The following is a 13652-nucleotide window of genomic DNA, read 5'->3' on the forward strand; positions in this document are numbered from 1 at the left end:
TGATGAATTTTAAATCAACAATTGGGTTCGAGGTTCACTTCGAATTAAAAACTAATAGTAAAATTTTTTCACCTTCACCAGTAAGTTATGGTGCTAAGCCAAATACTGAAACAAATGTAATTGACTGGGCGATGCCGGGTGTGTTACCTTACGTAAATAAAGATGTATATCGCTTAGGTATCATGGTGGCTTTGGCAACTCATTCACACATTTTGCCAAATACGCATTTTGATCGCAAAAATTATTACTATCCAGATAGCCCTAAGGCTTATCAAATTACCCAATTTTTCCAACCACTTGCACGTGATGGCTATGTTGAAATTGAATCACATGGTAAGAAGAAACGGATCGGTATTCATGAAATGCATATCGAGGAGGATGCAGGTAAAAACACGCATGGAACTAATGGCTTTTCTTATGTTGACTTAAATCGACAAGGTGTGCCTTTACTTGAAGTTGTTTCTGAACCAGAGATTTCTGATCCTGATGAGGGTTATGCATATTTGGAAAAATTACGAAAGATCGTTCAATTTACTGGTGCTTCAGATGTTAAGATGGAAGAGGGTTCCATGCGGGTTGATACCAATATTTCCATCCGTCCCGCTGGTCAAAAAGAACTGGGTACTAAAGTCGAAATGAAGAATTTGAACTCTTTTGAACATGTACGTAAATCTCTTGCTTATGAAGAAAAAAGGCAGGCTCAAGTACTTCTTTCAGGTGGACGTGTTCAATTATCGACTCGTCGTTTTGATGAGGCAACAGGTAAAACCGTCTTGGAACGTGTTAAGGAGGGCGATGCTGATTATCGTTACTTCCCAGAACCAGATTTAGCTCCGGATCATATTAGCCAAGAATGGATTAACGAGATTAAGTCAACTTTACCTCGTTCTGCTGAAGAACGCTACCACCAATATGTTGGTGAATTTGGCTTGAAAGACTATGATGCACAAGTTTTATTGCAGACTAAGGAAAGTTCAGACTTTTACGATGAAACAGTGGCAGCCGGTGCAGATCCGCAATTAGCTGCTAACTGGATGAATACACAAGTTAACGGTTATTTAAACGATAATCGCGTTGCACTTGCCGACATAAAATTAACACCTAAAAATTTAGCTGCAATGATTAAATTGATTAAAGACGATACTATTTCTTCTAAAATTGCTAAGAAAGTTTTTGCAGAAACAGTTGCTAATGGAACTGATCCAAAGAAGTATGTTGAGGATCAAGGAATGGTACAGTTATCAGATACTAGCGTACTTGAGCCAATGGTTAAAGAAGTCGTTGATAACAATCCACAATCAGTTGAAGACTTTAAGAATGGTAAGGATCGTGCGATTGGTTTCTTAGTTGGCCAGATCATGAAGCAGACTCGTGGCAAGGCTAATCCTAAAGTAATTAACCAACTTCTGAATCAAGAACTACAAAAGCGTTAAAGTACAGTTTTAAGTAATAAGGTAGTAATTATGACTAAAAAAGCAAGATTGATTTATAATCCTGTATCTGGTCACGAACAGATGCCTAAGAATGTTGCCGACATTTTGGACGTTTTGGAACAAGATGGTTATGAGGCTAGTGCTTTTAGAACCACACCTCAAAAACAAAGTGCACAAAAAGAAGCCACAAGGGCTGCAAATGAGGGTTTTGATTTAATTGTGGCAGCTGGCGGTGATGGTACAATTAATGAAGTGGTTAATGGAATTGCTTTTCTCGAAAAACGACCACAAATGGCAATTATTCCAGCAGGGACTACAAATGACTATGCGCGAGCTTTACATATTTCGCGTAACAATGTTGGGGATGCAATTAAAGTAATTCTTAAGCATAAAACTCGTGAAATGGATATTGGACAAGCAACATTTGCTGGTCAAACCCAGTATTTTGTGAATATTGCAGCTTGTGGATCATTAACTGAATTAACATATGGGGTACCTTCCGAAGTTAAATCGGCGTTGGGATACACGGCCTATTTAATTAAGGGTGCTGAAATGTTACCTCACTTAACTGAAAATGAATTGCGACTTACCTATGATGATGGCGTTTATGAAGGGAAGTTATCAATGCTGTTATTGGGTATGACTAATTCGATTGGTGGCTTTGAACAAATCATGCCTGATGCCAAGCTAAGTGATGGTCTCTTTCAGTTAATTATTGTTAAGCCTGCTGATCCAGTTAAATTGTTACGACTGATGGCTTTAGCAATGAACGGTAAGCATGTTGATGATCCAGATATTATTTACACTAAAACTCGCAGTTTAAAAATTGAACTAATTGGTAAGAGTGTTGGAGAAAAACTTCCTGTTAATCTTGATGGTGAAATTAGTGATTACTGTCCAGTTACTTTTAAAAATTTACAGCAGCGGATTGAATTTTTTGTAGGTGAATAAAATATAATAATCATTCTGCATTGAGCTTAAAATTCTAACATTATTTTATAAGGCCTGACCCTAACATTTTGGGGTCAAGCCTTTTAGTTATCTCTTAATTAAAACTATATACACTAATAGCATTAACTAGATATTTTTAAATTTATATTTTTAAAAAACTTACGAACTTTTTTTATTTTTGATAAGATAAACGAGTTGCTCTTTGGGGCACAAAAAGTGAGAGGAGTTTTTTATGAATAATAATCAAGCAAGGATTCAAGTTAAACGTCCGTGGTTGGCGATGATGAGTATGATGATCGGAGCTTTTGTTGGCATGCTATCAGAAACTTCATTAAATATTGCACTACCGCAATTAATGAAGGCATTTCACATAAATTCAGGTGCCATTCAATGGCTTGTCACTGGCTACATGCTGGTAATAGGGGTCATTTTACCATTTTCGAGTTTGTTGACTAAATGGTTTTCTACACGGCAACTAGTTATTATTGGACTGCTTAACTTCATCGTTGGAGCAATTGTTGCAGCGATTGCGCCTAATTTTACCATTCTTTTAATTGGTAGAATGATCCAGGGACTTGGAACAGGGCTTATCTTGCCATTAATGTTCACGGTAGCTATGCTGATTTTTCCACCATATAAAATGGGAACAGCTATGGGGATTTGTGCATTAGTTATTATGCTGGCACCAGCAATTGGACCGACTGTTACTGGTATCATTCTAGGGAAACTGACATGGAATTGGATTTTCTGGTTCTTTATCCCTTTCTTAGTAATTGCTTTAATTTGTGCAATTGTAGGGCTTCCTAATACTGGTAAAATTACTAGACCCAAAGTCGATATCCTATCACTTTTAGAGTCAGTTGTTGGTTTTGCAAGTTTGGTAATGGGAGTTAGCTTTGCTTCGGATTTGGGTTGGTCTTCACCAACTGTTTTGTTAATCTTGGCTGTTGCTATTGTGGTTTTGATTTTATATGCATATCGCCAACTACGTTTAGAGCAGCCAATTATTAATCTTCATGTTTTCAAAAAATTAGCCTTTATGCAGGGTGCAATCTGTGTCATGTTAGACTTTGCAATTATTTTATCAGCGATGTATTTGTTGCCGCAATATTTGCAAAAAGGACTATTACTTCCAGTTGCTTTAACAGGAATTATTATGTTACCAGGTGGTATTATTAACGCAGCAGTTTCTGCTTTTGCTGGCCGTTTATACGACTCTATGGGTGCGAAAAAACCTGCTATAGCAGGTTTTGCAATTGCTATTATTGGTATTTTAATGCTGATCTTTTCTAATAATACTTCATCGATTATTTATGTTGTATTTGCTCATATTATTTTGATGATTGGTTGTCCTTTAGCGATGTCACCGTCACAAACGCATGCTTTAAATGTTTTACAAGGAGCTGAATCGGCGGATGGCAGTACTATCTTAAATACTTTGCAACAAATTATTGGTGCTGTGGCTACTGCACTTACGACTAGTTTTCTAAGTCTTGGACAAAGTGCTTATCAAGGTTTTAATAAAGCAGCACAATTCACAAATGGTGTGCATTATGGATTATATTTCACTTTGGCTTTAGCAGTTATCGGTTTAATTACTGCATTTACGTTAAAAAGTGAGCAGCGTTCGACTGATATAAATTAAGTATAGAACAGTTAACTTTTTAAATAAGGATTAACCCCGACTTGATATCGTGGTTAATCCTTTTTTTGCCTTGTTTAAGATCGTAATTTATTTTTAGATATTTTTTAGAACTATAAAATATCTTTAGATTCAAAGAGATATCTAAAATTGGTCTAGCTTATTTAACGTTTTATTTGACCACAGATAATTTTGCTTTCTAGCTTCAAAAAATGACCAGTACCAGATCGTGGCTTAATTACGGGACAACTGGTAAGATACATATTTTTATGGAAATTAAGTCAAACAGACACAAATCATAATTTTTAACAAATTGCTTTTAGAAATTCTAAATTTCGTATTAAAAAATGCTCTAAAAATAGCTAATACAGCTTATACCAAAGATAATTACACATCTGAATAATGCTTATTACTATATGAAAATAATAATGGTAGTACAGTAACTATTAGCACTGGTAATAAAAACCCCGAAGTTGTCCTAACTTCGGGGTTCATATCATTGATAAGTATTTTTTTATTTAGTTCATGTATTCAATATCTTCTGTTGGGTTAACCTTAAATTCATGATATTCAGTTTCTTGTTCCAGTTCTGGCGTTAATTTCACACATCTGATCCGTTGATTACCATATGTTGAGTAATAATAACTTCTGGTTTCGGCGCACATATAAGCTGAATAGCAAGTATAGTCGAACGTGTCTTCTGGTGTTACCACGATTCCACGCGGGATGCTGACTGATTCCAAAATATGGTGTGCTAGACTAACTCCGGCAAGCTCATCTTTAGGTTGTTCAGCATTGTTTTTCATAAACGCAGTTCTAATAAAACGTGATGTTGGAGTGAAGTCACCCGGTAAGCCAAAAGTACCAGAACCTTGACTAAAAGGCTTCAGTGTTTTGCCTAAAAACTTAATATCTTTATGTTGATTGGTCGTAACGGAAAGGTAATTGCGCAAATTGGTTTCATGCCAATGATAGTCAGGACTATTTGTCATAACGCCAATAGAATCCTTTATTACATGAATACCATCGGTTTGAGTTTCAATAATTATACTAGCGCCCGTTTCGTCTGAAAAGATATAGTGTAAAGGTGGAATAACTTTTAGTGCGGGACTTGCTTCATTGACTATGACCATTTTTTTAGTAAATAGGTCTTCAATATCATTTAGTGAATCGGCTTGTGACAAGACTGCAGAAATCACTTTGTCAGGTGAGACAGCCCAAGCATTGTTTGTAGCTTTATCAGCATAACTAGCATATCCAGGAAAGTATAAAACGGCTCCCATTAAGCCAGCATCATTAATCCCATCGCAGGTAACGGGCGCATCGTCAATATCACGTTGAATACTGCCCATACCGATAAATGAGTGCTTGCTGGTGATTTCTTGTTTGGAATCATAGGAAATAGCGAACGTTTTGTTTTTTGGTACAAAAACGACTTGCTCTGCCATTTCCATCATAAAATCCATTGTCCGAGACAAAAAGTGTTTTTTGTCTTTAGTTTCCATTGTGAAACTGCTGCAACCGATCATGTCATAACCTCCATTTATTTTATTGATAAATTATATTATAAAAAGTATAGGAGCATTTAAGCAGTAATTCAAGTCTTTTAGGCTTAAATATTAAATTAAAGTGAGATTTGTTCATTAAAAACAATAGCCGTTATTTGCTATATAAGTAAACGGTAGTGATAAATAACGGAAGAACATTTATTAAAGAAGCATTATTTTTAGTCATATCATAATTATCAGTTATTTTTGATTTAGAATTACTCAAAATAAAAAAGTTTCAACATACCAGATTTTAAACCCGATTATGTTGAAACTTAGCAAAAAATTTGATTAGTTACGACTGTTGCCGCTGCCACCAAAAATTTCAAGTAAGAACATAAAGATATTAACGAAATCAAGATAGAGTTGTAAGGCACCAAGAACGGCTAAACCATTAGGAGATAATTGGTCACCGTAATTATTGTAAATAATCTTCATCTTATTGGCATCACTTGCAATCAAGCCGGTGAAGATGATAACCCCAATAAATGAAAAAATATAAGTAACGGCTGGGTTATGCAAAAACATGTTAACAATCCAAGCCACTAAAAAGCCAATTAAGGCAGCACTTAAATAGGAATCCCAATTGGCTAAATCTCTTTTCGTAAAGGTGCCAAACATCGCCATGGTAATAAAAACAGCGGCTGCTGAGATAAAGGCGGTTGTAATTTGGGTTCCGGTATAAAAACCAGCAATTAAAGCAAATTCGAAGCCATAAATGGCTGCCAGCACGATCAGCATTGCTAAGCTGGTAGATGGACGACGATTGGCGTTAAAGCTAATTCCCATGGAGAGACCAAGAGGTACTAATAAAATAAACCAGATCATAGCAGCAGGAATATTAGCTACTGCTGTTCGAAAAACGGTCATAGTCAGATAGGCAGCAAGAGCCGAGATTAATACAGCACCACCCATCAAGGCGTACATTTTGGTCAGAAAACTATTGGTTTCGGAGATAGTATGAATTTGGTGGCGATTTGAATTACTTTCAAAATTATTCATAAAAAACGACCTTTCTATTGGAATATTTAGTAATAAAAATAGCACATATGAGTAGATTAGTGAAGATAAATTGCTGAAGTTAAATCAATATTAAGAAGAGCGCTACTAATTACTTTTGACGTATTTTTTAGTAGAATAAAATAGTTAACTAATGTTTGTAAAAAAGGACAAAAAATGGAAAAAAATCAAATTATCAACTTAGAAATTACTGACTTATCTTATGAAGCAATGGGCGTAGCTCATTATGAGGGCATGACTGTCTTTGTGACTAATGCACTACCTGGTGAAGTGATTAGTGCCAAAATTTTAAAGGTTAAGAAGACCTTTGCTTTTGCTAAAATTGAAAGAATTATCAAAGAAAGTCCCGATCGGGTCAAAATTAAACTCAATGAGTGGGTGCAAACTGGGCTAGCATCTTTAGCACATATTAAATATAATAAGCAACTTGAATTTAAACGTAATCAAGTGGTTAATTTATTGAAAAAAGCTCATCTTGATGACATTGAAGTAGGAGCAACTTTGCCAAGTCCAGAAGAAACTGGTTACCGCAACAAAGCTCAAGTCCCAGTGCGTGAAATTAATGGACAGTTAGAAATTGGCTTTTTTAGAAGACATTCACACGAATTAATTCCGCTAACTAATTTCTTTACGACTGATCCCGAAATTGACCGGGTTTTAGTAGCTGTGCGTGATATTTTACGGCAATCCCGCGTTCCGGCTTATGATGAAATCCATAATCAAGGTGAAATCCGTTATTTAGATGTTCGTCGCAGTAAAGCGACAGGTGAAATAATGGTCATTTTGGTATGTTTACATAAAGATTTCCAACAATTGCCTAAAATAGCTGCAGAAATTAAACAGATTAAAGGTGTTACTAGTTTAGTTCTGAATTATAACCCGAAAAAAACTAATGTGATTTTGGGTAAAGTAGATTACCTGATTTTTGGTAAGCCGCAAATTACTGACCAGATTGGTGACGTCAAATTTAGAATTTCGCCAGAAAGTTTCTTCCAAATTAATTCACTCCAAACGCCGCGTCTTTATGATTTAGCAATTGAAAAAGCTAAGCTTCAGCCAGAAGATGCTGTTGTTGATGCCTATTCTGGGATTGGTACGATCGGATTAACTGTTGCTAAGCATGTGGAATCTGTTCGCGGTATTGAAAGTGTCAAAGATGCAGTTAAAGATGCAAATAATAACGCTGAATTGAATCAGATTACAAATGCTAAATATGTGACCGGTAAAGCCGAAGAAGTAATGCCGAAATGGGCTAATAAGGGGATGAAGACTGATGTTATTTTCGTTGACCCCCCAAGAAAAGGCTTAACCCCAGAATTTATTAAAGCCGCCGTTAAGACTAATCCCAAGAAGATTGTTTATATTTCGTGCAATCCAGCAACCCTAGTGCGTGATCTGCAAGAATTTCAGAAGTTAGGCTATACTTTTGACCAGATTGATCCTGTCGATATGTTCCCGCAAACACCTCATGTTGAAGCAGTGACGGTGTTAGAACGCATAGAAAAAGCGCGCTAGTATTTATAAATGATTAAAGTGTACTAATTTTGATAATTGGAATTAGTACATTTTTTTGTTTTAGATTGACAGTGGGTTCAGCCACTGACCATTAATTATTGGATAAGATATTTTGGGACTTGGGATGAAATTTTATTAGCACAGAAAAAGCAAGGATAAGGCCAGATTGTTTTCTCTTTCTTGGTATTTAATACAAATTCTGATAAATTTTTGTAAGAAGTAAAACGTAAACCAGGAGCGATATGATGGATAATACAATTACGGGCAAAATGTCACAAAAGGGTCAAGTTGTAATCCCTGCTACAATCAGAAAAGCCTTAGGCTTAACTAAGGGCACAGAATTATCTTTCGAGGTCAAGGGTGACGAAATCACAATTAAAAAATTACCGACCGCTTTAGATTGGGCTAATTTGGTAAAACCAATTCCGGTTGAAGATGTCGAAATTGATGAGGACGGTAGCTACGATTCCAAGAAGTCCCCAGAATTTCACGATTGGATGGTTAACGGTTAATGGAACCCATGGACATTTATATTGCCAATGTTTCCTTTGATAAAGGTACGCAAAGTCCGACCAGCTCTTGTGATTGAGGTTGGTCGAGAACAGGTAATGGTTTTTAAAGTAACCAGGCAGTATCAAAATAAGTCACCTCAATTGTACTATCCGATTAAAGACTGGCAACAGGCCGGCTTAAAGAAGCAATCATACGTTGACATTCACCGGTTGTAGCGCTTTTTTAAAAAGTGGGTCTTTAGTCAGCAACCACTTGGCAAATTAACAGCTGTTGATCGATTGGCTCTCTTTAATTTCATCAAAAATGCCAAATAAAAGCAATCATCGTCTGATGAATATGGGGACCATCCACTAAAACGCCGATTATCCGGATATCGAGAGTTCCATGTTCGTGATACTCCTCGCAGAAAGCAACCCAATGACATCAATGATGTACTAGTAATTTGGTATGTTGAACGTAATGAATTAATTGCCGTTGGAGTTCGAGTTGGGTCGCATGATCAATTGTTTTCTAATCAAAATAGTTTAAAGAAGTATCATAAATAATAAATCCTTTATAATGGAGGATTTTTTAATTCGTACCTTTTGGCAAACTGGTTGTTTAGCAGCACTGAGTATTTCATCTTCATTGCTTGACAGCAATTAACGAATAAATTGTCATCTAGCGGCTGATTATTTATCAGCTAAAAAATATGTGGATGCAAAATAAATATTCAAAAAGTGATATTTATTTTGGTATAATTATTATTGTTAAGTACCAATCTCTAGCTGATGAAAAGGGAAAAGTGTGGAAATTGTTAATTGATCATGGTTGGAAGAAGAAAGATCTATGTGCGAACAGCGGTATTAGTTCTGCATCAATTGCCCAATTGGGCAAAGATGGGAATGTGACGACGGAAGTATTACTTAAGATATGTGCAGCATTAGACTGTGATATTAGTGACATTATGTAAATAGTAAAAAAATAGAGGCAGTAATAAAGTAAATGATTACATCAGAAGAAATTAAACGTCGTTTGTGGGATGGTGCCAATAACTTAAGGGGCACAATGGATGCTAGTCGCTATAAGGACTACATGCTTGGATTAATGTTTTACAAGTTTTTAAGTGATAAAACTTTGCAGGCATTTAAAGAAACAGCTGCCCTGCCAAATGAGGCAAATGTCTTAGAAGAATATCGAAAAGCACATCAAGATTACGGTAAAGACTTAGACAATACTGTTCAACAGGTACTTGGCGGATACATCATAACGCCAGAGCATTTATATCAAACGTGGGTTGAGGATATTGAAAATGGTGACTTTGAACTATCCGAGGTAATGGATAGCTTGAACGCTTTTGAACGATCAATTACGGTAACGGATGATTCAGCTGATTTTAAAGGACTATTTTCAAGCTCGGTAATTGACTTAACTAATACTGCTTTAGGTAGTGATTTAAACAAACGTAGCAAAAATATCCGAGATTTAATTGGGTTATTTGCGGATTTAAATTTAGCTGATTTGCAAAATGGAGATGTTCTTGGGGATGCATACGAATATTTAATTGCTCAGTTTGCTTCGGACTCTGGTAAAAAAGCAGGGGAATTCTATACTCCTTCACAGGTTAGCGAAGTAATTGCACAAATTATCGCTAGAACAACAAATATTAGTTCAATTTATGATCCGACTGTTGGGTCTGGTTCTTTACTATTAACAGTTGGTAAGCATTTGTCTTATGATCAGCAAAAGAATCTTCATTATTATGGGCAAGAATACATTACTGCGACCTATAATTTGACTCGTATGAATCTGTTATTGCATGGCGTCAGACCTGAAAATATGGATATTCGTAATGGAAATACAATGTCCACCGATTGGCCAGAAGATCCATCACGCCCAGGTGAAGGTGTTCAATTCGATGCTGTTGTTATGAATCCACCATATTCGGATAAAAATTGGAACAAACATGAGGAAAAGCCATTAAAGGTTAGCGATCCACGATTTTCTGAATTTGGCGTCTTACCTCCTGATTCTAAAGGGGATTTTGCATATTTAATGCACGGTCTTTATCACTTAGGGCAAAAGGGAACAATGGGAATTGTTTTACCACATGGGGTTCTCTTTCGTGGCGATACAGAAGGAGAAATTCGTAAGAAATTAATTGATAAGAACAATATTGATGCCATCATCGGATTGCCAAGCAATTTATTTACTAATACAGGGATCCCCGTTGTTGTATTGATTTTAAAGAAAGACCGTCCTTTAGATGCTCCAGTGTTAATTGTTGATGCTTCTAGTGACTTCATCAAAGTTGGTAAAAATAATGTATTGCGAGAGCGTGATATTGCCAAAATTGTGGATACCTATGTGAATAAACAAGAGATAGAAAATTATAGCCACTTAGCTAGCCTAAAAGAGATTAAAGCAAACAATTATAACCTAAATATTCCCCGATATGTAAATACAGATAAAGAAGGAATTGTACAAGACGTTGAAGGACATCTGTTAGGTGGAATACCACAAACAGATGTCAACAAATTAAAAGTACTTCAATCTACGGCACCCGATATTATGGAAGCATGCCTTGAGAAAATACGTCCGGGGTACGTTACTATTCGCGAACCACTAAATGAGCTGAAAACACAAGTTTTAAATAGTGATGCGGTTCAAACAAAGATCAGTGGAATGCTATCAGATATACATAAATATTTTGCTAAATACTTCGATCAGCTAAAATCAGTTACTAGCGCAGATGCGATTATGCAATTGAAGAAAGATATGCTGGAAGAAATTAAATCAATCTTAGCCAATTATCAAAATGTGGATCAATATGCTGGGTATCAGATTATAGCCACGCTTTGGGCAGATTTTCTTGAAAATGATTTAGAATTAATCAGCAACAAGGATTTCTACGGTGCTGGTAGATCACGTAAACCAAATATGGTTACAAAAGGTCAAGGAAATAAAAAACATGAAGTACAAGAAGGCTGGGTTGGAAAAATTGTCCAAAATAGTTTAGTTAAAGACTTATTGTTTAAAAATGAAATAGCTGACATAGAAAATCAAAAGTCTCAGGTTGATGAATATCAAGTTCAACTGGACGAAATTAGAGATTCATTATCAGAAGAGAATGGAGAGTTTGACGTCTTAAATGCGGATAACACAGAATTTAACGCAAAGTTAGTCAATGATGAGTTAAATGAAACCATCAAAAACGTGGATCTTCCGGAAGTAGATGCTTTGCAAGAATATATTGATTTCTTAGAAAGTGATCCAAAACCCAAAAAAGAAGAAAAGATTGCCTTTATGCAAGAACATGCAACAATTAATTGGAATAAGATTGATAAAAATAAAGACGGTACAGTGGGTAAGGGCAAAGCAAATAGTCGGATTAAGCAACTGAAGAGTAATATTGAGTTTGAAGAGGGAAGCTATGAAAGTAAATTAGTCAAGGTTTCTGAAATTCTTGATGGTAAAAAGCAAGACGAAAATCGCATTAAAGAGGAAGAACAGAAACTCGAAGAAGCAGTGTATGCCAAAATACCAAGACTTACTGATGAAGAAATAGATCAGTTAATGTATGCAAAGTGGTTTGCCAATTTACCAGAAAAATTTGCTGAATTAGTTAGAGAACCAATCAATAAAGAACTGGCTACTTTGAATGAATTAAATAATTTATACTCGGTGACTCTTTCCGATTTGGATAATGATATAGAGAAACTTGAAGGCAAGCTAGCTGATATGTTTAACGATTTGGTGGTGAAATAATGAGCAATCTCGAAAAAAGAAAAGTACCGAAAAGGCGGTTTAAAGAGTTTGAAAATGCTCCCGCTTGGGAACAGCATAAGCTAGGGGATTTAGGAGAAATCAAATCAGGAATAGGATTTCCTGAAAATGAGCAGGGTGGAAAAAATGGAATTCCCTTTTATAAGGTATCTGATATGAATAGTCCACAGAATAAGATTAAAATGACAGTCTCTAATAATTATGTTTCTGAAAAGCAAATTCAAAATAAAAAGTGGCACATTATTTCATATATTCCATCATTAATATTTGCTAAGATTGGAGCAGCTCTAACGCTTGATAGAAAGAGATTAGTTGAACATCCATTTTTGATTGATAACAATACAATGGCGTATTCATTGTCAAATGTTTGGAATAAATATTTTGCCATTACTTTGTTTCAAAATATTTATCTTCCAAAGTATATGCAAGTAGGTGCACTACCATCTTTGGGTGGTACAGATATTAAAATGATTAAAGTTTTAATTCCCCAAATTGAAGAACAAAAACAAATTGGTTCATTCTTCAACCAACTCGATACCCTCATCACCCTTCAACAGCGTAAGCTCAATAAATTGAATAACTTGAAAAAATCATATTTGGCAGAAATGTTTCCCGCTGAAGGAGAGCGTAAGCCAAAACGCCGATTTGCTGGTTTTACCGACGATTGGGAACAGCGTGAGCTCGGAGATAATCTAAAATCGATTCATACAGGTACTAGCTTATTAGGATCTGATTCTAATCTAGGAATGCCATTGCTTAAAATGGGAAATATAAATAGAGGTTATTTTTCACTTAACAAAATAGAATTCTTAAGAAAAGATGCTAATATTGATAACCTAGATCTTGTTAAAAAAGGTGATTTTTTATTTAACACTAGAAACACACTAGAACTTGTAGGAAAAGGTGCCACTTGGACTGGAACATCTGACAATTATGCGTTTAACAGTAATATTGCTCGTTTCACTTTTAAAGGTATAGATACAGTATTTTTTAACTACCTCTATAACACAGAGTCCATGATAAAACAGATCCATTCCAGAGCAACCGGGACAACTAGTGTAGCCGCCGTTTATCCTCGAGACATTGTTTCTATCTCATATTTGATTCCCAAGCTAACTGAACAAAAAAAGATTGGATGTTTTTTCAATCAACTAGATAACCTCATCACTCTTCATCAGCGTAAGATCGATAAGCTCAAAAAACTAAAGGATGCTTATTTAAACGAGATGTTCGTTTAGTTTCAGCGTAAGTAAATTCTGAAAATGT

The 13652-nt window shown here is 35.6% G+C and carries 11 protein-coding genes and 1 pseudogene; 10 read left to right on the top strand and 2 right to left on the bottom strand.

Annotated features, from left to right (window positions below; genetic code table 11):
* Positions 1-2 precede the first annotated feature (2 nt).
* The 3 genes from gatB to F5ESL0246_RS02115 all read left to right on the top strand — a co-directional run bounded on the left by gatB (position 3) and on the right by F5ESL0246_RS02115 (position 4029).
* On the top strand, positions 3-1433 hold the full coding sequence (gatB, locus tag F5ESL0246_RS02105) for an Asp-tRNA(Asn)/Glu-tRNA(Gln) amidotransferase subunit GatB (RefSeq protein WP_122017879.1): 1431 nt from the start codon (positions 3-5) through the stop codon (positions 1431-1433).
* Between the two features lie 30 nt (positions 1434-1463).
* The gene (locus F5ESL0246_RS02110) at positions 1464-2384 is read left to right on the top strand and encodes a diacylglycerol kinase family lipid kinase (protein ID WP_122017880.1); all 921 of its coding nucleotides are present in this window, start codon (positions 1464-1466) and stop codon (positions 2382-2384) included.
* Between the two features lie 232 nt (positions 2385-2616).
* Positions 2617-4029 (top strand): DHA2 family efflux MFS transporter permease subunit, encoded by a 1413-nt coding sequence (locus tag F5ESL0246_RS02115; protein WP_122017881.1) that lies wholly within the window; start codon positions 2617-2619, stop codon positions 4027-4029.
* Between the two features lie 515 nt (positions 4030-4544).
* On the opposite strand, the gene F5ESL0246_RS02120 is transcribed toward F5ESL0246_RS02115, so the two are convergent.
* Together F5ESL0246_RS02120 and F5ESL0246_RS02125 are read right to left on the bottom strand one after the other, a co-directional pair.
* Entirely contained in the window at positions 4545-5555 is a 1011-nt protein-coding gene (locus F5ESL0246_RS02120; RefSeq protein ID WP_122017882.1) for a choloylglycine hydrolase family protein, read from the bottom strand.
* 309 nt (positions 5556-5864) lie between these two features.
* Positions 5865-6575, bottom strand: a complete 711-nt coding sequence (locus tag F5ESL0246_RS02125) for a Bax inhibitor-1/YccA family protein (RefSeq protein ID WP_122017883.1) — start codon at positions 6573-6575, stop codon at positions 5865-5867.
* Positions 6576-6749: 174 nt separating this feature from the next.
* Here F5ESL0246_RS02125 and rlmD point away from each other — a divergent pair, with 174 nt between their 5' ends.
* The 7 genes and pseudogenes from rlmD (at position 6750) to F5ESL0246_RS08185 (ending at position 13624) form a co-directional block, all read left to right on the top strand.
* Complete coding sequence (gene rlmD / locus F5ESL0246_RS02130; RefSeq protein WP_122017884.1) at positions 6750-8108, top strand: 23S rRNA (uracil(1939)-C(5))-methyltransferase RlmD; 1359 nt, start codon at positions 6750-6752, stop codon at positions 8106-8108.
* A gap of 245 nt (positions 8109-8353) precedes the next feature.
* On the top strand, positions 8354-8620 hold the full coding sequence (locus tag F5ESL0246_RS02135) for an AbrB/MazE/SpoVT family DNA-binding domain-containing protein (protein ID WP_122017885.1): 267 nt from the start codon (positions 8354-8356) through the stop codon (positions 8618-8620).
* A gap of 27 nt (positions 8621-8647) precedes the next feature.
* The gene (locus tag F5ESL0246_RS08285; RefSeq protein ID WP_199688550.1) at positions 8648-8836 is read left to right on the top strand and encodes a hypothetical protein; all 189 of its coding nucleotides are present in this window, start codon (positions 8648-8650) and stop codon (positions 8834-8836) included.
* A 123-nt stretch (positions 8837-8959) separates the two neighbouring features.
* A pseudogene (locus F5ESL0246_RS08340) lies at positions 8960-9166 on the top strand (type II toxin-antitoxin system YafQ family toxin); the annotation flags it as partial.
* A gap of 200 nt (positions 9167-9366) precedes the next feature.
* A complete protein-coding gene (locus tag F5ESL0246_RS02150) occupies positions 9367-9573 on the top strand; it encodes a helix-turn-helix domain-containing protein (protein WP_369916904.1) in 207 nt (68 codons plus the stop codon).
* 32 nt (positions 9574-9605) lie between these two features.
* Positions 9606-12368 carry a type I restriction-modification system subunit M gene (locus tag F5ESL0246_RS02155; RefSeq protein ID WP_122017886.1) on the top strand — a complete coding sequence of 921 codons (2763 nt, stop codon included), beginning with the start codon at positions 9606-9608 and terminating at the stop codon, positions 12366-12368.
* Complete coding sequence (locus tag F5ESL0246_RS08185) at positions 12368-13624, top strand: restriction endonuclease subunit S (protein ID WP_158592782.1); 1257 nt, start codon at positions 12368-12370, stop codon at positions 13622-13624. The genes F5ESL0246_RS02155 and F5ESL0246_RS08185 overlap by 1 nt, the downstream gene beginning before the upstream one ends.
* Positions 13625-13652 lie beyond the last annotated feature (28 nt).

This window comes from Lactobacillus sp. ESL0246, assembly GCF_003692965.1.
Classification (GTDB): Bacteria; Bacillota; Bacilli; order Lactobacillales; family Lactobacillaceae; genus Lactobacillus.

Bases quoted from the DNA above. Each gene is read 5' to 3' on its own strand.
- gatB (WP_122017879.1), top strand. From the start codon at position 3: ATGAATTTTAAATCAACAATTGGGTTCGAGGTTCACTTCGAATTAAAA.
- F5ESL0246_RS02110 (WP_122017880.1), top strand. From the start codon at position 1,464: ATGACTAAAAAAGCAAGATTGATTTATAATCCTGTATCTGGTCACGAA.
- F5ESL0246_RS02115 (WP_122017881.1), top strand. From the start codon at position 2,617: ATGAATAATAATCAAGCAAGGATTCAAGTTAAACGTCCGTGGTTGGCG.
- F5ESL0246_RS02120 (WP_122017882.1), bottom strand. From the start codon at position 5,555: ATGATCGGTTGCAGCAGTTTCACAATGGAAACTAAAGACAAAAAACAC.
- F5ESL0246_RS02125 (WP_122017883.1), bottom strand. From the start codon at position 6,575: ATGAATAATTTTGAAAGTAATTCAAATCGCCACCAAATTCATACTATC.
- rlmD (WP_122017884.1), top strand. From the start codon at position 6,750: ATGGAAAAAAATCAAATTATCAACTTAGAAATTACTGACTTATCTTAT.
- F5ESL0246_RS02135 (WP_122017885.1), top strand. From the start codon at position 8,354: ATGGATAATACAATTACGGGCAAAATGTCACAAAAGGGTCAAGTTGTA.
- F5ESL0246_RS08285 (WP_199688550.1), top strand. From the start codon at position 8,648: ATGTTTCCTTTGATAAAGGTACGCAAAGTCCGACCAGCTCTTGTGATT.
- F5ESL0246_RS02155 (WP_122017886.1), top strand. From the start codon at position 9,606: ATGATTACATCAGAAGAAATTAAACGTCGTTTGTGGGATGGTGCCAAT.
- F5ESL0246_RS08185 (WP_158592782.1), top strand. From the start codon at position 12,368: ATGAGCAATCTCGAAAAAAGAAAAGTACCGAAAAGGCGGTTTAAAGAG.